Below are 21,107 nucleotides of genomic sequence, written 5' to 3'. Positions count from 1 at the left end.
GTGTCATGTCTAGTGCAAATTTCCATTGTTATTGTTGTTCTAATTCTCTAATAAATATATTGCTCAATGTTAGGTTTTAATGGTAGGATGGATATAACGTTAGAATGTTTCAAATATTTTCATAATGTAAATTATTTTATAAGTATAATTAGTATTACCATATTGGAAAATATTATAATGCGAATGACAGCAAGGGGAGAGACTACGGAACGTAGCGCCGAAGGAGCAAGCAGAAATGTGAATCTCTCAGGCAAAAAGACACTTGCTTGACGCAACTCTGGAGAGAGCTGCAATGCGCGCAGCCACCAAAGGGGATAACCACTAAGGTAAACTTTCAGGTGCAAGGACAGAGACCTTCTTAGATATTAGGGAGGTTTTCTGTCCTTTTTTATGTTTTAACAAGACTCTTTTCGCAACCTTTATTGCTTTTTTACAATAAAAAAAGGGGGATTTAGGGATGACTGAATTAAAACGGACTCCACTTTATGAAGTGTATAAAGAATACGGGGGAAAAACGATTGATTTCGGGGGCTGGGAGCTGCCTGTACAATTTTCAAGCATTAAAGAAGAACATGAAGCCGTCCGTACTAGAGCAGGCTTATTTGACGTCTCTCATATGGGTGAAATAGAAGTGAGAGGGGCAGACAGTTTAAACTTCTTACAAAAAATGATGACAAACGATATTACAAAAATTAACACTGGAGCTGCTCAATACACAGCTATGTGTTATGAAAATGGCGGGACGGTAGACGACTTGCTAGTTTATAAAATAACGGATCTTCATTATTTACTGGTTGTGAATGCTTCAAATATTGAAAAAGACTACAACTGGCTAAAGGAGCATGCCGAGGGGGATGTAATTCTAGATAATTTGTCTGAAAAAACAGCCCAGCTTGCTATTCAAGGGCCGCTTGCGGAAAAGGTTCTGCAAAAGCTCTCAGGTGAGACAGTTTTAGGTCAGCTCGGATTTTTTAAATTCCAGAAGGAAGTAAATTTAGACGGCAAAAAGGCTCTTGTATCAAGGACAGGATATACCGGTGAGGATGGTTTTGAGATTTATTGTGAGGCCTCCGATGCGGTTGACCTCTGGAAAGCTATTTTAGACGCTGGAAAAGAAATGGGTGTACTGCCATGCGGATTAGGTGCACGGGATACCCTCCGGTTTGAATCTGTACTGGCACTTTATGGTCAAGAGCTTTCCCCAGATATCTCCCCTCTGGAAGCCGGGATAGGGTTTGCCGTGAAATTAACAAAGGAAGCCGACTTTATAGGCAAGGAAGCCTTAAGGAAACAGAAGGAAAATGGCTTAACAAGGAAAATAGTGGGAATAGAAATGATTGACAGGGGGATTCCTCGGCATGGCTATCCTGTTTATAAAGGAACTGAGCAAATTGGTGAAATAACAACCGGTACACAGTCTCCTACTTTAAAGAAGAATATCGGACTCGCTTTGATAAGGACGGAATTCACCGGGCTTGACTCGGAAGTTGAGGTTGAAATTCGTGGGAAACGGCTAAGAGCTGCGGTAGTGCCAATCCCATTTTATAAAAGAGAAAAGAAATAATAGAAGGGAGTAGGGTTATGAGACATCGCTATTTACCAATGACGGAACAAGATAAAAAGGCCATGCTCGAAACGATTGGCGTTTCTTCCATCGATCAACTGTTTAGTGACATCCCTGAACAAGTTAGATTTAAGGGTGAGTACAACATTAAACCTGCCAAGTCTGAAGTATCATTATTGAAAGAGTTATTTCATTTAGCAGATCAAAATGCCGATCTCAAACGAAATGTTTGCTTTCTGGGAGCCGGTGTTTACGACCATTATATACCTGTAATCGTGGACCACGTTATTTCACGCTCTGAATTTTATACAGCCTATACACCCTATCAGCCGGAAATTTCTCAAGGTGAATTGCAGGCTATCTTTGAATTCCAGACGATGATTTGTGAATTAACGGGTATGGATGTGGCTAATTCGTCTATGTATGATGGCGGAACCGCTCTAGCTGAAGCGGCGATGCTTAGTGCTGGTCATACAAAGAGAAAGAAAATCGTTGTATCGGATGCTGTTCATCCTGAATATCGTGAAGTTCTTAAAACGTATGCAAAAGGACAGAACCTTGAGGTCCTAGAGGCACCTATTAAAGATGGGGTCACAGATGTCGACACCTTAAAGAGTCTAGTTACCGAAGAAATTGCTGCAGTAATTATTCAGTATCCCAATTTCTTTGGCCGCATCGAGCCATTAAAAGAGATTGAAGCAATCATACATGCCAGCAAAGGACTGTTTGTTGTTAATAGCAACCCGCTGTCTTTAGGTGTATTAACACCACCAGGTAAGCTTGGTGCTGACATTGTCACAGGTGATGCACAGCCTTTTGGAATCCCAACAGCATTTGGAGGACCGCATTGCGGTTATTTTGCGGTCACGAACAAACTAATGAGAAAAGTACCGGGCCGTCTTGTTGGTCAAACAGTAGATGACCAAGGACGCCGTGGGTTTGTATTAACACTCCAAGCCCGTGAGCAGCATATTCGCCGCGAGAAGGCGACTTCAAATATTTGTTCCAACCAAGCGCTGAACGCTCTAGCCGCATCTGTGGCCATGACAGCTTTGGGTAAAAAAGGTGTACGTGAAATGGCGGCTGCCAATCTGCAAAAAGCACACTACGCTAAACATTCTTTTAAAAAGGCTGGATTTGAAGTGGTTTACGAGGGGTTCGCCTTTAATGAATTTGTTGTAAAGTTAGAAAAACCCGTTAAGGTCATCAATCAATTACTTTTAGAAAAAGGTATTATTGGAGGCTATGATTTAGGGCGTGACTATTCTGGATTGTCCAATCATATGCTGATTGCCGTAACTGAACAAAGAACGAAGGAAGAGATTGATACTTTAGTGAAAGAATTGGGGGATTTGCATGCATAACCAAGACCACGCACAAGCACTTATTTTTGAATGTAGTACTCCAGGTCGAATCGGTTACAGTCTCCCGGAAATGGATATCCCGGAAGTAGACATCAGCACTCTTCTCCCTGAGGTGTACTTACGTGAAGAAGAGCCGGAACTTCCTGAGGTTTCCGAGCTCGATATTATGCGTCACTATACAGCTCTTTCAAAAAGAAATCATGGCCTTGATTCCGGTTTTTATCCATTAGGATCATGTACAATGAAATATAATCCAAAAATCAATGAAAATGTTGCCCGTTATTATGGGTTTGCCCATATTCACCCGTTACAGGACGAAAGTTCGGTACAAGGGGCACTTACCCTCATGTATGATCTTCAGCAGCATTTAATCGAAATTACAGGGATGGACGAAGTCACTTTACAATCTGCAGCAGGAGCGCATGGAGAATGGACGGGATTAATGCTCATTCGTGCGTTCCATGAAGCTAATGGTGATATGGTACGTACCAAAGTAATCGTTCCAGATTCAGCCCATGGAACAAATCCTGCTTCAGCTGCGATAGCCGGGTTTGAAACCATTACGGTAAAATCCACAGACCAAGGTCTTGTTGACCTTGAGGATTTACAACGGGTTGTTGGTGATGATACTGCCGCACTAATGTTAACGAATCCTAATACACTTGGTTTATTTGAGGAACAAATTCTTGAAATCGCTGATATTGTCCATGGAGCAGGTGGTAAGTTGTATTATGACGGTGCAAACCTTAACGCCGTTCTTTCAAAAGCTCGACCAGGCGATATGGGATTTGACGTTGTTCATTTAAACCTGCATAAAACCTTTACTGGTCCACATGGCGGAGGGGGACCTGGTTCAGGTCCTGTTGGGGTTAAAGCGGATTTAGTTCCATTTTTACCAAAACCCATCATTTCCAAGCAAGGAGATCGTTTTCTATTAGATTTTAATCGGCCACAATCCATTGGACGTGTAAAACCCTTCTACGGAAATTTTGGAATCAATGTTCGCGCCTATACGTATATACGTTCCATGGGACCTGATGGCTTAAAAGCAGTCACGGAGTATGCGGTTTTGAATGCCAACTACATGATGAGAAGGCTCGCAGAATATTATGATTTACCGTTTGACAAACATTGTAAGCATGAGTTTGTATTAAGTGGAAGACGTCAGAAGAAATTAGGGGTTCGGACGCTAGATATCGCTAAACGACTGCTTGATTTTGGTTATCATCCACCTACCATTTACTTCCCATTAAATGTGGAGGAATGTATTATGATTGAGCCAACAGAAACAGAATCAAAAGAGACGCTTGATTCGTTTATTGATACAATGATTCAAATCGCCAAAGAAGCAGAAGAAAATTCTGAGATTGTTCAAGAGGCACCACATACAACAGTTGTCGGACGTCTTGATGAAACATTGGCAGCCCGTAAACCAGTTTTAAAGTTTCAAAAAGCTTACTAATGAAAAAGGTCAGATTCAACAAGAATCTGACCTTTTCCTTATGGAATGGGTCCGAGGAAGCTCGCCGCCGAGGCCCAAAGTTATTTTTTCGTCTTTACTTTACCAGACCATTTTTTGAAGCCGCCTTGAAGCTGGGTTAATTCTCTGTACCCTTTACGGTGTAAAAATTGTGCAGCACGTGCACTGCGCATGCCGCTTTGGCAATATAGATAGACCGGCATGTCCTGGCGGATTTCCCCCATGCGCATTTTTAATTGAGACATTGGAATATTGCGTGCTCCTAAGATATGGCCGCCTTCAAACTCGTTCGGTTCACGAACATCTATTAGTTGTGCCTTTCGATATCCTGCACGGAATTCTTCTTCTGTTGCCGTTTTAACAATCCGCTTTTGGTAAAAATAAGTGAAAACGGAGTAGATAATTACGGCTGCAATAATAATTAATAAAGTATAAAGTGAATTCAACTTTTTTTGCTCCCTTCAAGCTTTACTGCACTAGTATTTATTATATAAGTCATTCGATTAAAGATAAAGATGAAAAGGAAAATCTTTTTCATTTTGTCTAATAAAATTATACCAGAAACATCTCGTTTTGAATTCCTATCAGATTTTGGTAGACTAAAATTCGTACGAATTTATTTCAAATGAGGTTTTTACTATGAAAAAAGAAACTTGGCGTTTTATAGATTCTGGTAATGGTTCACCATCTTTTAATATGGCTTTGGATGAGGCGCTGCTTGATTGGCACAGTCAAGGAAAGTTTCCTCCTGTTATTCGGTTCTATGGATGGAATCCGCCAACCTTGTCAGTAGGTTATTTCCAAAAGGTTGAAAAAGAAATTGATATGGATGCAGTAAAGGAGCATCAATTGGGATTTGTAAGAAGACCTACAGGCGGCCGTGGGGTTCTCCACGAGCATGAGCTTACATATAGTGTGATTGTTTCAGAAGACCATCCAGAGATGCCGAAAACAGTTACTGAGGCCTATCGTGTGATTTCTGAAGGGATATTAAAAGGGTTCCACCATTTAGGGCTTGAGGCTTATTTTGCGGTTCCTAAAACAGCTGAAGAAAGGGATGCGTTAAAGAATCCCCGTTCTGCGGTTTGTTTTGATGCTCCAAGCTGGTATGAACTCGTTGTTGAAGGCCGGAAGGTAGCGGGAAGCGCCCAAACAAGACAAAAGGGCGTGATTCTGCAGCATGGTTCTATCCTGCTTGATTTAGATGAAGAAAAGTTATTCAGTTTGTTTAAATACCCAAATGAACGGGTAAAGGAACGGATGAAAAAGGCATTTAAGGATAAGGCAGTGGCCATAAATGAGATTAGCCCGAGAAGGATTACTTTAGAGGAAGCCAAGGAAGCTTTTTATAAAGGTTTTGGTGAGGGGTTAAATATCGAGTTGGAACCATACCAATTAACAGAAGAAGAACTTGCTTATGTGGAGAAAATAGCCAATGAGCGTTATGAGAGTGATGAATGGAATTTCAAAAGATAGGGGAAGTGTGAGCGGCAATCGCCGCTTTTTTTCTTTGATAAGTTCCCTTTATAAAAAAGAGGCAAGCCTCGAATTTTGTTAAATTATCCTGTTATTTGACGAAAAACCGTTAAAATCTTTTATTTTCTTCTAATTCTAGTTTTTTTTGAGTTTGACAAAATAAATGTTATTTGCTCGTCATACAATATATAGTGGTGTCGAAAATATTTTCGGTACTATATGTTGATTTATAGTCTATATCTATGTTAACTTAAATTTATTAAGTCAACTAGATATAGCGATGCTACTAGAATCTAGCACAATATAGAGATTTATATAAAAGGAGTTGTTCTCATGTCTGTAGTTTTTAGACAAAAAATGAATATTGATTTTAAAAGGTTGAATGAGGATATCCGCCTATTCCCCCAAGTGCATCCGGTTACCCCAGATATGAAAATAACTCATAAAGGTGTTTCAAGACTGGTTATGCTCGATCGATACACCTTTAAAGACACTGCAAAAATTACCCTGACAACTGGCGACTTTGTTGTTCTTACAATTAAAGAGGATCCAAAATTCCCAGCACGCGGCTTAGGTACGATTTTGGAGATTGATTGGGAAAATAAAAAGGCAAAAGTATTGGTTGAAGAGGAATTTAGAGGAGTACTTGACCCTGAGGAAGCTGCAACAGGTGAAATCATTAAGTCCTTAGATGTGATTGAGAAGCCATTAGAGCTTTTCTATGAGCAGATTGCAAAGCGGAATGCTACAGGTCTTGCGGCGGTGGAAACAACCGAAGAGAAGCGTAAAGAGTGGACGGAGAAGTTTTATCAAGAGTTAGTGAACTTGAACTTTATTCCGGCCGGCCGGGTTCTTTACGGAGCAGGTGCTAATACGGATGTGACGTATTTCAACTGTTATGTCATGCCGTTTGTTGCGGACTCGCGAGAAGGCATCTCAGACCATCGTAAACAGGTCATGGAAATCATGAGCCGAGGCGGCGGGGTTGGAACAAATGGTTCGACGTTAAGACCACGGAATACTCTGGCTAGAGGCGTAAATGGAAAATCATCTGGTTCGGTTTCTTGGTTGGATGATATTGCGAAATTGACTCATCTTGTGGAACAAGGCGGTTCGCGTAGGGGCGCTCAGATGATCATGCTGGCTGACTGGCATCCAGACATTATTGAATTTATTATTTCCAAAATGCAGAATCCTAGAATTCTACGATTCTTAATTGAAAATACAAATGATGAAACAATCAAAAAACATGCGAAAGATAAACTAAAGTTTACACCATTAACTGTTCAAGAAACGGCAATGTACCAAGGGGTCGTAAATTATAAAAGCATCCCTGGCTTTGGTGGGTTTGATGAAAATATCATTGCTCATGCTGAAGAAAAACTTTTAACTGGCGGAAACTATACAGTTCATAACTCTGAATTCCTAACTGGTGCAAACATTTCTGTGTGTTTAACAAAGGAATTTATGGAAGCTGTTGAAAACGACAGTGAATATGAACTTCGTTTCCCATATGTAGAGCAATACAATCAAGATGAAATGAAAAACTACAATGAAGAATGGCATAAAGTCGGGGATGTCCGTGAGTGGGAAAAACTTGGCCACAAGGTTCGTGTTTATAAGAAAATTAAAGCAAAAGAACTTTGGAACTTAATCAACATCTGTGCAACCTACTCTGCAGAACCAGGTATTTTCTTTATTGATAATGCAAACGACATGACCAATGCTAAAGCATATGGACAACAAGTAGTAGCAACAAATCCGTGTGGTAAAGTGGCTTAGTTTGCCTCACGTAAAAAATTGCGGAATGAAGCGGGAACTCTGAGATTGAGAATCCGAACCGAAGGCTGAAGGTAAAAGTTCAGTCAGGGGCAACGCATACGAAGTGATCCTGCCATAGGCAGACTATAATCTTCGCACGAGGCCGCAACATTACTTTTAGTAATGAAAAGATATGCTGAACTAACGGGAAATCAACCGTTAGAACTAGTGGATAAAAAGCCATTAGGATAACAAATGGAACAACCACTTGCACCATTCTCAGTATGTAACTTAGCAGCAGTTAACCTTGCTGAAATGGCTAATAAGGAAACAAAAACAGTTGATTTTGAGAAACTAAAACAGACAGTAGCAGTCGGTGTCCGTATGCAAGACAACGTTATTAACGCTACACCTTATTTCTTAGAAGAAAACAAAAAACAAGCGCTTGGTGAACGCCGTGTAGGTCTTGGTGTCATGGGATTACATGACCTGTTAATCTACTGTGAAACAGAGTATGGTTCACCAGAAGGTAATGAGCTAGTTGATCAAGTATTTGAAACGATTGCAACAACTGCTTATAGAACATCTGTAGAATTAGCAACAGAAAAGGGAAGCTTCCCATTCTTAACAGCGGAAACACCTGAAGAAACAAATCGCTTAAGACAGGCGTTCATTAACACTGGCTTCATGAAAAAAATGCCTGAAGATATTCGGGAATCAATCCTAGAAAAAGGTATTAGAAATTCACATTTGCTAACTGTTGCTCCAACGGGTAAATATATTGCCCCCGGTGTTCGTAAGAGCGCTGCGTAAACTTAGCTATATGCGGGAAACCCTGGCGTATCTCTTACTACCTTGTCTTGCCAACTTTTCATAGGTAAAAAGGTAAGAGTGTTGGCGAAAGCCTACCAGACAATCCGCAGGGAAGTCGTGGCTGACCCCTCAACGACTACATGCTGAGCAACCACTTAAATGGTTGATGATATAGTCTGACCCATATGGCGACATATGGAGCGGGTACTGATAACCCCGCCCTCTATAAATTATAGAGAGTAACAAACGTGAGTACTGGAACAATGGTCGGCGTCTCTACAGGATTAGAGCCTTATTTCTCATTCTCTTACTTCCGCAGTGGACGCCTTGGCAAATTTATTGAAGTTAAAGCAGATATTGTCCAAGAATATATTGATCAGCACCCAGAAGCAGATCCTAACAACCTGCCAAAATGGTTCGTTACAGCCATGGAGCTTGCACCAGAAGCACATGCCGACGTTCAATGTGTCATTCAGCGCTGGATCGACAGCTCCATTAGTAAAACAGTTAACGCACCAAAGGGATACAGCGTAGAGCAAGTAGAAAAAGTATACGAGCGCCTATACCGCGGCGGAGCTAAAGGCGGTACCGTCTATGTAGATGGTTCACGTGATTCACAAGTATTGACTTTAAAAGCAGAAGATAACACAAATGAACAATTATCCATGTTCGATGAAAAACCGCAACAACATGTCGTTCTTGTAGACACAATCAGCGACCTTCGCTCAACAGACGTAACAATCGGATCAGAGGTCGGCAATACATGTCCGGTCTGCCGTAAAGGAAAAGTCAAAGAAATTGGCGGATGTAATACTTGTACCAACTGTAATGCACAATTAAAGTGCGGGCTATAAAACTTTTTGGAGGATGGAACTAACTGGTTCCATCCTCTTTTTTAATCCAATTTTCAAATGGAAAAACTTCTCTTTATGATTTCTTATTATCTTCCCTGACAACAACTCATACTACTAAAAAACAATTAGAAAAGAGGGAGTCACTATGGACCCTTTTATGCCTCAGCTTGTCTATATCGAGCCTAAAGCATTAGAATATCCGCTTGGCAGGGAGCTAAAAGAAAAATTTACAAAGTTAGGGCTGGAAATTCGGGAAACCACTTCACATAATCAAGTCAGAGGAATACCTGGTGATAACGAACTCCAGCAATACCGAAATGCTAAATCAACCCTTGTAGTGGGTATAAGAAGAACGCTGAAATTTGATACATCTAAACCTTCTGCAGAGTACGCCATCCCACTCGCTACCGGCTGCATGGGTCACTGCCATTATTGTTACCTCCAGACTACACTTGGAAGCAAGCCGTATATACGAACCTATGTAAATTTAGATGAAATTTTTGAGCAGGCGCAAAAGTATATGGATGAACGCAAACCCGAAATTACACGGTTTGAGGCAGCTTGTACATCTGACATTGTCGGAATCGATCATTTAACCCATTCTTTAAAGAAGGCCATAGAATTCTTTGGACAATCCGAGTATGGCCAGCTTCGATTCGTGACAAAATTCCATCATGTCGACCATCTTCTCGATGCGAAACACAACGGGAAAACACGATTCAGGTTTAGCGTCAATTCTCGTTACGTGATCAAGAACTTTGAACCAGGAACCTCCCCGTTTGAAGAACGTTTAAAAGCAGCCCGCAAAGTCGCTAATGCCGGGTATCCGTTAGGTTTTATCGTTGCACCTATCTACATGCATGAAGACTGGAAGGAAGGATATAAGGAATTATTTGAACGTCTTAGTGAGGAACTAAAAGGTGTAGACGTGCCAGATTTGACATTTGAACTCATTCAGCATCGTTTTACCAAACCAGCTAAAAATGTCATTGCCAAACGTTATCCAAAAACGAAGCTCGAAATGAATGAGGAAAAACGAAAGTATAAATGGGGCAGATATGGAATTGGTAAATACGTCTATCCGACCGAAGAAGCAAAGGATTTGGAAACGACCATCCGGGCATATGTTCAAGAATTTTTTCCTGATGCAGTAGTCCAATATTTCACTTAAAATTTTTACTTTGTCCGCCGTACTATATTCTAAGCATGCCGACTAAAGATGTAACAAGTTCATCTATAGGAGTGGCTGCCCATGAAGATAGACGGCGTTTTTTCTGGTGGGGGGATAAGAGGGTTTGCTCTCATTGGAGCCTACGAAGAAATTGAAAACAGAGGATTTCAGTTTGCCCGGGTTGCAGGTACAAGTGCAGGCTCGATTATTGCCGCATTAGTAGTTGCTGGCTACACAAGTAAAGAGGTTTATCAATTAGTGGATGAATTTGATTTGCCGAAAATGCTTGATACCCGAAAAACAATTGTTCCTTTTTCTATTGCTAAATGGCTGCTCGTATACTGGAAACTGGGTCTTTATAAGGGAAATGAACTGGAATCGTGGCTAAAGGAAAAACTCGCAGCCAAGGGATTAAGGACTTTTTCAGACCTGCCTCCGGATGCTTTAAGAGTCATTGCTTCTGACCTTTCAAATGGGCAAATGGTGGTTCTGCCTGATGATTTACCGAAGTTCGGGATTGATCCTGGATCTTTTTCAATCGCTAAAGCCATAAGAATGAGCTGCAGTATCCCTTATTTTTTTGAGCCGGTAAAATTACGGTCAAGGGATGGAGTGAATGTCATAGTGGATGGGGGAGTATTAAGTAACTTTCCTATTTGGCTGTTTGATACGGAGCATGTGAAAAAAGTCCGGCCTGTACTAGGAATAAAACTAAGCCCAAGTGAATATGAACATGAGAAACATCATATCAAAAACGGGATTCAACTATTTGGGGCCTTATTCGAAACCATGAAGGATGCGCATGATCAAAGATATATCTCAAGAAAACATGTTGATAATATCCTCTTTATAAAAGCTGAAGGAGTTTCTTTAACCGAATTTGATTTGACTCACGAAAAAAAACTAAAATTATTTGACATCGGCCGGGAACAGGCAAAAAAGTTTTTAAATAAATGGAGTTATTAAATATTTGCTAATGTCTATCTTCAGCGCCTGTTCAAGGCGCTTCCGCTTTTCTAAAAAAAATCGAGCTGTCTAAAAAGACGCTCGATTTTTCTTTTTACTCTTTTTGCCGTCAATTACGGTTAAATGAGCAGGTGATTTCTTTTTGGTCCTGGTGCTTTTCTTTAATTTTGCTAATGTTCCAAGAGAGGAGCCTTTGGCAGAAGTATCCCCACTTTTTTGCTGCAGTCGCTTTTTAGATTTTTTTGCTGCCTTAAGAAATGCCTGCTGCTCTTTTTTCTGAGGGTTCGAATTTGAAAACCTTCGAAAAAGGAAATAAATGACTAAACCAATCAAAGCCATGACAGCTATTCCCTGAATGAAACCGGCAGGATTTGCTGTAAATGAACCTACAAGTCCAAGCAATGCAAGTATAATAAGTATCCCAACAATGGTTGTTGAAATCCGATTTTTCAAGAAAGCCACCTCCCTAAGAGCATCTTAAGCATTTTTTTATTCTTTTAAACACATAGGTAAAAAGATTTAGACAATTTCCTCATTTTTTGCATCAAACTCTGTTTCACGCTCTCTCCTTAATAATTCTTGGAAAGAGAGAATTGCCACTTCTACTTGGTCATTAGTTGGTTCCTTTGTTGTTAACAATTGAAGCCAAAGTCCTGGTAGACCTAAATACCTTAATACCGGTATATCTCGTAATTTGTTCGTCACCTGTAAGACTTCAAATGAAATTCCTAATACTACAGGTATGAGAAGAAGACGGTCCACCACACGTAACCATAATGGCGTGGTGGGGACTAGTAAATAAACAAACACACCGACAACGACCGTAAAAAGGATAAAACTGCTGCCACAGCGGTAGTGCAGCCGAGAATGGGCCTGCACATTTTCAACTGTTAACTCTACCCCTGCTTCAAAGGTGTTAATTACTTTATGCTCTGCACCATGATATTGAAACACTCTTTTTATAAGTGGGGTAAGTGATACAAAGTATATATATGAAAGGAGCAGTAAGAGCTTAAAAAACCCTTCAACCATTACTTGAGCAAAATCGGATGGGAATATAGGCTTTGTTAGGAAAGCTAAAAAAACCGGAATTAGAGTGAAAGCAAATTTCCCAAACAAGAATGAGATGACTCCTATAACGGCTACTCCTAAATACATCGATACTTTCGAAACTTCTTTTTCTTTAATTGTATGATCATCTTGAGGATCTACATCATATCTTTCGGTTGAAAAGTTTAAATGTTTTGAGCCATTTGCACTAGCTTCAATAATGGCAATTATTCCGCGTAATAAAGGAATTTTCTTTAATCGTGAGAAAAAGGGATTAGCTTTCCGTGGTAAGTGAAAGTATTCTACAGAACGATCTTTTCTGCGAATGGCAGTAACGTAATGATGCTTTCCGCCAAACATGACACCCTCAACAACTGCCTGACCGCCATATATTGGTTTTTGAGATTTAGACATGGTTATTAACACCAACCTATTAACTTAGTTGCACAATAGCAGAATAGATTTATCTGTATGTACTTAATTTTATTCTACTAGAAAAGTGAAAAAACCTCTAGGATGACATGATTTTTCCAGAAAAATAACTAAAAAAATTTTTTCTATGTAAGGAATGATACGCTAAGGGCATAATAATGTTGGAATTTAGTTAAATAAACACGACAAACTTGCGAAGTAAAAATAAATCGGAGGTATTTTAATGTCAAATGAACAGCAGATAAAACATTATCCAAAACCCATGTCTTTTTTAATGATGGTTTTTTGGACCGGTTTATTCGGAGGGCTTTTTTGGGGTATTATCGGCTACATTGCATATTTTTTTAATTTCACAGAAGTTAGTCCTAATGTCATACTAGAGCCCTGGGCGTTAGGTAATTGGAAATATGGCTGGCTTGGGAAAGTTATTTCGTTGGTCTTTTTAGTAATGGTTTCAATTCTAACTGCATTTCTATACTATGCGGTTCTAAGAAAGCTCAAGGGCATCTGGTTCGGAATGGGATTTGGTATTGTCCTGTTCTTATTAGTCTTTTTTGTTCTTAATCCCATTTTTCCTGGAATTAAACCATTTACAGAGTTGGGCAGGGATACCATTATAACTTCTATTTGTTTATATATCCTATATGGAACTTTTATTGGTTATTCCATTAATTATGAATATGAAATTAATACTGTAAAAGACAAAGAGGCTTCCACGTAAATTTGAATTAGTCGAATATAAGAGGTTATGATAAAATATTTTTATCTTTAACCAAAGAAAAAGGGAGAGTGGGGAAATGCCAAAATTAGAAAAATTACGATCTGCTTTTTCGGCAAATAATATTGATGGAATATTAATTACCAGTCCATACAATCGCCGCTACATATCTAATTTTACAGGAACAGCAGGTGTGGTATTAATTAGTGCTGACAAGGCACAGTTTATTACAGATTTTCGCTATATTGAACAGGCTCAAGAACAATGCCAGGGATTTGATATTATTAAATTTTCTGGTTCCATAGCGGAAGAAGTTGCTCATCAAGTGGAAAAATTAGGGATTAAAAAGCTGGGTTTTGAGGCGGATTTTTTAACATATTCTGCTGTTAAAGTATATGAAAAAGAAGTAGATGCTGAACTTATCCCAATTTCAGGTGTCATTGAAAAGTTACGCTTGATTAAGACGGACGCAGAGATTAAGATATTAAAGGTAGCAGCAGATATTGCTGATGCTGCATTTAAACATATTTTGGATTTTATCCGTCCAGGAAAAACCGAATTAGAAGTGTCAAATGAGCTTGAGTTTTTTATGAGAAAGGCTGGCGCTACTTCCTCATCTTTCGATACTATCGTTGCTTCTGGTCATCGTTCCGCACTGCCTCATGGTGTGGCAAGTAATAAAGTAATTGAAGCGGGAGATATTGTCACTATGGACTACGGCTGCTATTATAACGGTTATGTCTCAGATATTACCCGGACTGTTGCCGTTGGCGAACCTGATCCGAAGCTGAAAGAAATTTATAATATTGTTCTTGAAGCACAATTACGCGGGATGGCAGGATTTAAACCTGGGATTACAGGGAAGGAAGCAGATGCTATCACTAGAGATTACATAACAGAAAAGGGTTATGGGGAATACTTTGGCCACTCTACTGGTCATGGGATTGGACTTGAGATACACGAAGGACCTGGTTTATCCATGAAGTCTGATATGATATTAGAACCTGGCATGGTGGTTACTTGTGAACCAGGAATCTACATACCGGGTCTTGGCGGCGTTCGAATTGAAGACGATACCTTAATTACGGACACTCATAATGAAGCGCTTACCCACTCTACAAAGGAACTCATTATATTGTAAGAATTTTTAGGAGGATTTACACATGATTTCAGTTAACGATTTTAAGACGGGACTAACAATCGAAGTCGATGGCGGCCTATGGCGCGTTCTTGACTTCCAACACGTAAAACCAGGAAAAGGAGCGGCATTTGTTCGTTCAAAGCTCCGTAATTTAAGAAACGGAGCGATTCAAGAGAAAACGTTCCGTGCAGGTGAAAAGGTAGAAAAAGCACAGATTGACAATCGTAAAATGCAATATCTTTATGCAAGCGGTGATTCTCACGTGTTCATGGATATGGATTCTTACGAACAAGTGGAACTTCCAGCTGCAAACATTGAATATGAATTAAAGTTCTTAAAAGAAAATATGGAAGTCCACATCATGATGTTCCAATATGAAACACTTGGTATAGAATTGCCAAATACGGTTGAATTAGAAGTTACCGAAACAGAACCTGGCATTAAAGGGGATACAGCTTCTGGCGGCACAAAACCTGCAACACTTGAAACGGGTCTTATTGTTCAAGTTCCTTTCTTTATAAACCAAGGAGATAAACTCATCATTAATACAACGGAAGCAAGCTATGTTTCTCGTGCATAATCTATACCAACCTTAGATCATAAAATGGTCTAAGGTTTTTTTGACCAATTAACACATTTTATTCAAAGTTTCTCCTAAGTTTCTGCACATTTATTTTTTATATTAAATGTGTAAATAACTTAAAGGAGCAGATAAACATGAATATGACACATTATATGGGGCTGCTGGCCGATAATCAGCCTTGGAATTTATTAATTTTTATGGCAGTACCGGTCATCTGTGCAGAGATCCTTGCAATAACAGAAATAGCCATTTTATTTACTAGGAAATTAGATGGTGCTTTAAGAAAATTGAATAAGGTAACAGGAATCTTTGCCGGTTTTTATTTTACAGGTATATTTATTTACTTAATGAAAAATGCGTACATCCCACTAACAGTAAATGGTGAATGGAAAGGCTGGATTGACGTTGTAGCGGTCACTTTCTACCTGCTTGGTATTATTCCGTTTCTTGGCATGGCATTACTTGATTTAGGCCTGATTTATAAAAATAGGACAGAAGAAGAAAAGTTAAAAATCCATGCCATTTTTGTTAGTATCTTCTTAGTTGTTGCCCATATTGCGATGATTTTCGGTATGATTGATCCCTCGCTAGGTACAAGTTCTGCAGGCGGCCATGACATGATGAATATGTAGTAACAACAGGAGGCAGCGTTTAGGCCTCCTTTTTACCTAAATAAGTGTAATTTACTTTAGTAAGCTTAAAAACTTCACTAAATAGTAAGAAATTAGAATAAGTGTAGATATCCCTATTTGCTAAAATAACAGTTGTATAAGAATATTAGGAAAGGGGTGAATACTAGATGAAAAGAATAACTACTTTCTTCTTCCTTTTCATTCTATTAGCAATCATTGCTGCAGGATGCAGTTCCAAGCTTGATGACCAAAGTTGGAAACTTGATAAGAAGCATCAGCCACTGCCGGATTTCGTATTAAACTCTTCTGAAAAAGTTCAAGAAACATATATAATGGCCTCAACACATCCAGAAGTCGTTGCACAAGTTCCCTGTTATTGTGGCTGCGTGGCAGATGGCCATAAGAGCAATCTAGACTGTTTCGTTAAGAGTGTTGGAGATAACAATGCTGTACAAGAATGGGATTCACATGGGATATCGTGAGATACTTGTGTCAATATTGCCCGGGAGGCAATAGATATGCATCTTAACGGTAAGAGTCCTGAGAAGATCTACAAATTGATTACTGAAAAGTATGAAGACCTTGGGGAACCAACCCCAACACCTGAGCCAAAGTAGGGGTAACCCATGAAGAAAATACTTATTGGATTTTATATTTTGGTTGTTATTGGTATTATTTTTTGTATAAGTAATAGTAATATATTCGACAAAAAGAATTCACAGGCTATTGAAGCGGGTGAAAAGGTATACAAAACTAATTGTCTGGTTTGTCATGGTGAAACTGGAAAAGGTGAAGGGAAATATGCTGGTACAGCTTTAAATAATCAACATTTCTTAAACTCTGTAACAGATAAGACTTTATCTAATTACATAAAGTTTGGCAGAGAAGGAACCGGTATGCCTGCCTATGGACCGAGATTATCAGCCGGTGAGTTAAAAAACCTTACAGCCTTTATCAGGAATTGGCAAACGGAGGAAATCAAATTTAATGTACCTAAAAACATCACTGGGAATCCTGAAAATGGCAAAAAGCTTTATGATCTATACTGCAAGAACTGTCATATGGATAACGGTGCCGGTATGCTGCGAATGGGAACCGCCCTATCACATCGACAATATTTAAAATTTACAACTGATAAGCAAATATGGATTAGTACAGCATATGGACGTGAAGGAACAAGAATGGGTCCTTCGTTAAAAGGTCTTGACGGTGTACGTCAATTAAAGAAACAGGATATTTCTAACATTGTTATGTATATCCGATCCTTAGAAGAAAAGAAATAGTTATATTAGTAAAGAAAACCTGTGCCCAATTGAGGGTACAGGTTTTTTACTATTTTAATAAATGACAATCCGACAAAATCCCTAATAAACCATGAAGATATTGTAAATGTGAACAATTTGTGGTGGTTTTTTGTCAAAAAGTCAAACGTTTCCACCCTTTAACAAAATGTTCAAGAGTGATTCAACTCTATCGCTTATAGAACACTTATATTTATTTTTAAGAGGACTATAGTGAAAATTAAGATGTCTATGGATGAGTTTTCTAAGCCAAGGAGGATTATTATGCTTAAGAAAAAATGGTTAGCAATGTTTGTGATTTTCTCATTCCTAACTAGTTTTACAGGTTCTAGAACGAGCGCCGAAGCTGTGTTCCAAGCGGAGAAATTTCCCTTTAAGGAAATGCAGGTACAAGTAATGCCGGAATTTGATTATCCCGAAGATTGGGGATCAAGAGATGTTCCATCATTACTAGTCGGACAGTATGGAACAATTATTAACAAAAGTGGCCAGGATTATAAGGGGAAAATTGAAATACCTATTCCTGCGTTGGACAAGGGATTTGAGGCCTCGTTGGTTGCAGAGTTTCCAGAGGAAAATAAGCCAGAAGTAGAGCGGCCGTATGATGTTGATAAAGAAAAGGGAATCATTACTTGGAAACCGGCAAAGGCAATTAAGAATAATGAAACCTATCAATTTGTTATCGAATTTTACACTAAAACGATTAATGTGAAGGAACAAAAAAGTTTTACATATCAGTTACTGAATAATGCACAAATTGACCAATTAGATGTCATCTTTTACTCCCCAATGGAAGCCGAAAATATTAAGTTAGAGCCAAAAACGGCAAACAACATACAAAGTGAATACGGGGAAGAGCTTTATTATTACCAATACAAAAATGTAAAGGCCAAAGAAAATCTAAAATATACTTTTTCATACACAAAGGATGGAACCGAATCCACATTGGAGGCCATTAATAAGCAGCAGGCGCCAAATGATGAAACCCATAGTGGTGTAACCGCAACAGACCAAGTCAGTAAAGAGGGTTCAAGCAGTAAAACAGAGCAGCCGCTTATTGGGGTTGGTGGAGCATCTATTATAGGTATTGCTTTGATCATTGCCGGAATCTTCGTTTATTTTGGATTAAAAGGAAGAACTCCTGTAAACCGTCGTAAGGAGGCAATTGGTAAAAATAAAAAGTCTCAATCAACAAAACAGCCCGCCGAAAAAAAAGATCGTAACAAATCTCTAAATGACGAAGAAAAAAAGGAACTGCGTAAAAAACTATTAACTGGAAAGATTGACCAAGAAATGTACGAAGAAGAAATGAAAAAATTAATCTAATGGAGTGAGAGGGATGAAAAAAAATACTCTTGTAATGTTAGGCGGATTCATTATTGCTGGTGCAATTGTATTCTTATTGATGGCTGCTACACCTGGGTCAAGTGGTGTGGAGTTAACGATGAAAGAACTATTGGCAACTCAAGAACAGCATAAAGACGATTTTGTAACTGTTGAGGGCTTATTAATGGAAGACACAATTAAATGGAACTCGGACAAAATCGAATTAAAATTTGACGTTAAAGATAATCATGGCAATGTCATGCATGTCTTGTACCATGGTACAAAACCCGATAACTTTTCTGAAGGAGTCATTACTATCCTGCAAGGTTCCCCAACTAAAAAGGATACATTTGCTGCTGAATCGGTTAAAACTAGATGTCCTTCAAAATATGAGGGGAAAGATATGAAAAACTATGATCCTGAGAAACATAAACAATTGTTAGATCAACCAGCTACAGAAAAATAACAAGTCAACGTAAGAAGGTGACGAAATGTATTTATTTGCTAATGCTACCATATTTATTGGGTTAGCTATCGCAATTTACTCCCTGCTAATTATGACCCTCGGAATTAGCACAAAAAATCAAAAACTAGTTAATAGCGGCAAAGGGGGGATGATTGCATTATTTGTTTGTGCCGCCATGGCAATGCTCTCCTTATTCTACCTTTTAGCAACATCTCAATTTCAATATGAATATGTTGCCGATTATACCAGCAGTGAACTTCCTGTGATATATAAACTTACTGCCTTATGGGCTGGGAATGCGGGCTCACTATTATTATGGACATTCTTTTTAACTCTTTATATGGTGATGATTGCGTACTCAAGAAAGATGAAAGGCAACCCAATGGTGCCTTACATCTCTGCTATTTTATTGGCTAATGCCGTTTTCTTTTTCTTCATTTTAGGCTTTGTTGCAAAACCTTTCGTCTTATTGGATACCATTCCTACGGAAGGAAAGGGTCTAAACCCTATGCTTCAAAACCCAGGGATGATTATCCACCCGGTAACACTTTATCTGGGATATGTCGGGCTTGCTGTACCATTTGCTTTTGCAATGGCAGCATTACTATTGAAAAATGTTGATGATTTCTGGATTAAAATGACTCGAAGATGGACCATTATTGCCTGGTTATTTTTAAGCCTTGGTAATATCTTTGGCGGCCAATGGGCTTATGTGGAACTGGGATGGGGCGGTTACTGGGCCTGGGACCCTGTTGAGAATGCATCATTTATGCCATGGTTAACCGCAACGGCATTCCTGCATTCCGTAATGATCCAGGAACGGAAGAACATGCTGAAGATATGGAACATTAGTTTAATTATTGTTTCTTACGCAATGACATTATTTGGAACGTTTCTTGTCCGAAGCGGTGTATTAACTTCTGTACATGCGTTTGCAAATTCAAATCTTGGATTATATTTTTTAATTTTTATGGGTGTTGCGGTGATTTTATCATTATACGTACTAATGAGCCGCTATAACCTGCTTAAACGCAGTGCCGGAGAATTTAATTCATTTATTTCAAAAGAGAGCAGTTTTCTAGTTAATAACCTCTTATTAGTTGGTGCGGCTTTTGCTGTATTCTGGGGAACTATTTTCCCGCTTGTATCTGAAGCTGTTCGTGGTACTAAGGTAACAGTGGGCTTGCCTTTCTTTAATAAAGTGGAAGCTCCGATCCTATTGTCAATGATGTTTGTGATGGCTGTCTGTCCGCTGCTTGCCTGGCAGAAGTCTACCGTGAAAAATCTAAGAAAAAACTTTTTAATTCCGGCCATTCTTGCCGTAGCTGGTATGGTTCTAATGGTTGTCCTCGGAATTCAAAAAGCGTGGGCTGTAATTGGATACGGGGTCATTATTTTATTACTGATCACACACTTTTTAGAGTTTTATAGAGGTGTTAAAGCAAGAAGAAAGATGACAAAAGAAACCCCGTTAGTTGCTTTATATCGTCTGATGATCCGTAATCGCCGGCGCTACGGAGGATATATCGTCCATCTTGGAATTGCCTTTATAACGATGGGAATCATCGGTTCACAAAACTATGATGTTGAAACAATGAAAACAGTTGCCTTGGGTCAATCAATTGAACTTAAAGACTACCGAATTAATTATGATCGGCTCGACCAAAAGAAAGAAGGTATTAATGATATCGTCTATGCTGATGTGACCGTTTTTAGAAATGGTAAAAAGCTAGGTACCTTCCAGCCGGAAAAAGTGTTTTATGGCAACTGGGAACAGCCATCTTCTGAAGTAGCCATCATTTCATCTATAAAAGAAGACTTATATATTGTATTAAGTGCCTGGGAAGATGATGGAAAAGCGACCTTTGTTGTCAAAATTAATCCAATGATGGATTGGCTATGGATTGGTTCTTTTATGATCGTAATTGGTGCACTATTTGCCGTCTGGAACGGAAAATATGGAAATGTTACTCCGAGGTACACAGGAGTACGCAAAGAGGTGTCTTAAA

General features: G+C 39.1%; 18 protein-coding genes, 3 pseudogenes and 1 riboswitch. Of the genes and pseudogenes, 18 read left to right on the top strand and 3 right to left on the bottom strand.

Annotation, left to right across the window (positions count from 1 at the left end):
• Positions 1 to 183 precede the first annotated feature (183 nt).
• A riboswitch (glycine riboswitch) is annotated at positions 184 to 272 on the top strand.
• A 185-nt stretch (positions 273 to 457) separates the two neighbouring features.
• From gcvT to gcvPB, 3 genes are read left to right on the top strand one after another with little or no spacing between them, the layout of a single operon-like run.
• Positions 458 to 1,564, top strand: coding sequence for a glycine cleavage system aminomethyltransferase GcvT (gcvT, locus tag GXK58_RS08380; protein WP_160721641.1), 1,107 nt, complete (start codon positions 458 to 460; stop codon positions 1,562 to 1,564).
• 17 nt (positions 1,565 to 1,581) lie between these two features.
• Complete coding sequence (gene gcvPA, locus GXK58_RS08375; protein ID WP_160721639.1) at positions 1,582 to 2,928, top strand: aminomethyl-transferring glycine dehydrogenase subunit GcvPA; 1,347 nt, start codon at positions 1,582 to 1,584, stop codon at positions 2,926 to 2,928.
• Positions 2,921 to 4,390 (top strand): aminomethyl-transferring glycine dehydrogenase subunit GcvPB, encoded by a 1,470-nt coding sequence (gene gcvPB / locus GXK58_RS08370; RefSeq protein WP_160721637.1) that lies wholly within the window; start codon positions 2,921 to 2,923, stop codon positions 4,388 to 4,390. The genes gcvPA and gcvPB overlap by 8 nt, the downstream gene beginning before the upstream one ends.
• 80 nt (positions 4,391 to 4,470) lie before the next feature.
• Here the strand turns inward: gcvPB and GXK58_RS08365 are convergent, their stop codons facing one another.
• Positions 4,471 to 4,854 (bottom strand): rhodanese-like domain-containing protein, encoded by a 384-nt coding sequence (locus tag GXK58_RS08365; protein WP_160721635.1) that lies wholly within the window; start codon positions 4,852 to 4,854, stop codon positions 4,471 to 4,473.
• Between the two features lie 193 nt (positions 4,855 to 5,047).
• Here GXK58_RS08365 and GXK58_RS08360 point away from each other — a divergent pair, with 193 nt between their 5' ends.
• The 6 genes and pseudogenes from GXK58_RS08360 (at position 5,048) to GXK58_RS08335 (ending at position 11,449) form a co-directional block, all read left to right on the top strand.
• Positions 5,048 to 5,884: a lipoate--protein ligase family protein gene (locus GXK58_RS08360; RefSeq protein ID WP_160721633.1), complete on the top strand. Its 837-nt coding sequence runs from the start codon at positions 5,048 to 5,050 to the stop codon at positions 5,882 to 5,884.
• A gap of 333 nt (positions 5,885 to 6,217) precedes the next feature.
• Positions 6,218 to 7,654 (top strand): annotated as a pseudogene (locus GXK58_RS08355) (vitamin B12-dependent ribonucleotide reductase); the annotation flags it as partial.
• A 249-nt stretch (positions 7,655 to 7,903) separates the two neighbouring features.
• Positions 7,904 to 8,419 (top strand): annotated as a pseudogene (locus tag GXK58_RS08350) (vitamin B12-dependent ribonucleotide reductase); the annotation flags it as partial.
• Positions 8,420 to 8,709: 290 nt separating this feature from the next.
• Positions 8,710 to 9,312, top strand: a pseudogene (locus GXK58_RS08345) (hypothetical protein); the annotation flags it as partial.
• A 145-nt stretch (positions 9,313 to 9,457) separates the two neighbouring features.
• Complete coding sequence (gene splB, locus GXK58_RS08340; protein ID WP_160721629.1) at positions 9,458 to 10,483, top strand: spore photoproduct lyase; 1,026 nt, start codon at positions 9,458 to 9,460, stop codon at positions 10,481 to 10,483.
• A gap of 81 nt (positions 10,484 to 10,564) precedes the next feature.
• The gene (locus tag GXK58_RS08335; RefSeq protein ID WP_160721627.1) at positions 10,565 to 11,449 is read left to right on the top strand and encodes a patatin-like phospholipase family protein; all 885 of its coding nucleotides are present in this window, start codon (positions 10,565 to 10,567) and stop codon (positions 11,447 to 11,449) included.
• A 69-nt stretch (positions 11,450 to 11,518) separates the two neighbouring features.
• On the opposite strand, the gene GXK58_RS08330 is transcribed toward GXK58_RS08335, so the two are convergent.
• Together GXK58_RS08330 and GXK58_RS08325 are read right to left on the bottom strand one after the other, a co-directional pair.
• The gene (locus GXK58_RS08330; protein WP_337248168.1) at positions 11,519 to 11,911 is read right to left on the bottom strand and encodes an SA1362 family protein; all 393 of its coding nucleotides are present in this window, start codon (positions 11,909 to 11,911) and stop codon (positions 11,519 to 11,521) included.
• A gap of 57 nt (positions 11,912 to 11,968) precedes the next feature.
• Positions 11,969 to 12,913, bottom strand: a complete 945-nt coding sequence (locus GXK58_RS08325) for a DUF1385 domain-containing protein (protein ID WP_160721624.1) — start codon at positions 12,911 to 12,913, stop codon at positions 11,969 to 11,971.
• A 241-nt stretch (positions 12,914 to 13,154) separates the two neighbouring features.
• On the opposite strand from GXK58_RS08325, the gene GXK58_RS08320 reads away from it, so the two are divergent.
• The 9 genes from GXK58_RS08320 to GXK58_RS08275 all read left to right on the top strand — a co-directional run bounded on the left by GXK58_RS08320 (position 13,155) and on the right by GXK58_RS08275 (position 21,106).
• The gene (locus GXK58_RS08320) at positions 13,155 to 13,652 is read left to right on the top strand and encodes a YqhR family membrane protein (protein WP_160721623.1); all 498 of its coding nucleotides are present in this window, start codon (positions 13,155 to 13,157) and stop codon (positions 13,650 to 13,652) included.
• Between the two features lie 76 nt (positions 13,653 to 13,728).
• Positions 13,729 to 14,790, top strand: coding sequence for a M24 family metallopeptidase (locus tag GXK58_RS08315; protein WP_160721621.1), 1,062 nt, complete (start codon positions 13,729 to 13,731; stop codon positions 14,788 to 14,790).
• Positions 14,791 to 14,812: 22 nt separating this feature from the next.
• Positions 14,813 to 15,370, top strand: a complete 558-nt coding sequence (efp, locus tag GXK58_RS08310; RefSeq protein ID WP_160721620.1) for an elongation factor P — start codon at positions 14,813 to 14,815, stop codon at positions 15,368 to 15,370.
• Positions 15,371 to 15,507: 137 nt separating this feature from the next.
• Positions 15,508 to 16,005, top strand: coding sequence for a DUF6803 family protein (locus GXK58_RS08305; protein WP_160721618.1), 498 nt, complete (start codon positions 15,508 to 15,510; stop codon positions 16,003 to 16,005).
• Positions 16,006 to 16,172: 167 nt separating this feature from the next.
• Positions 16,173 to 16,622 (top strand): PCYCGC motif-containing (lipo)protein, encoded by a 450-nt coding sequence (locus GXK58_RS08300; RefSeq protein ID WP_272928132.1) that lies wholly within the window; start codon positions 16,173 to 16,175, stop codon positions 16,620 to 16,622.
• Positions 16,623 to 16,631: 9 nt separating this feature from the next.
• Positions 16,632 to 17,288 carry a c-type cytochrome gene (locus GXK58_RS08290; protein WP_160721614.1) on the top strand — a complete coding sequence of 219 codons (657 nt, stop codon included), beginning with the start codon at positions 16,632 to 16,634 and terminating at the stop codon, positions 17,286 to 17,288.
• 282 nt (positions 17,289 to 17,570) lie between these two features.
• Positions 17,571 to 18,632 (top strand): hypothetical protein, encoded by a 1,062-nt coding sequence (locus tag GXK58_RS08285; RefSeq protein ID WP_160721613.1) that lies wholly within the window; start codon positions 17,571 to 17,573, stop codon positions 18,630 to 18,632.
• Between the two features lie 13 nt (positions 18,633 to 18,645).
• The gene (locus GXK58_RS08280; protein ID WP_160721611.1) at positions 18,646 to 19,098 is read left to right on the top strand and encodes a cytochrome c maturation protein CcmE; all 453 of its coding nucleotides are present in this window, start codon (positions 18,646 to 18,648) and stop codon (positions 19,096 to 19,098) included.
• Positions 19,099 to 19,123: 25 nt separating this feature from the next.
• Positions 19,124 to 21,106, top strand: a complete 1,983-nt coding sequence (locus tag GXK58_RS08275; protein WP_160721610.1) for a heme lyase CcmF/NrfE family subunit — start codon at positions 19,124 to 19,126, stop codon at positions 21,104 to 21,106.
• The last annotated feature ends 1 nt before the right edge of the window (position 21,107 follow it).

It is taken from the genome of Bacillus sp. USDA818B3_A (assembly GCF_009928415.1).
In the GTDB taxonomy this organism is placed as follows: Bacteria; Bacillota; Bacilli; order Bacillales; family Cytobacillaceae; genus Neobacillus.
This window is presented reverse-complemented; position numbering and strand designations above follow the sequence as displayed.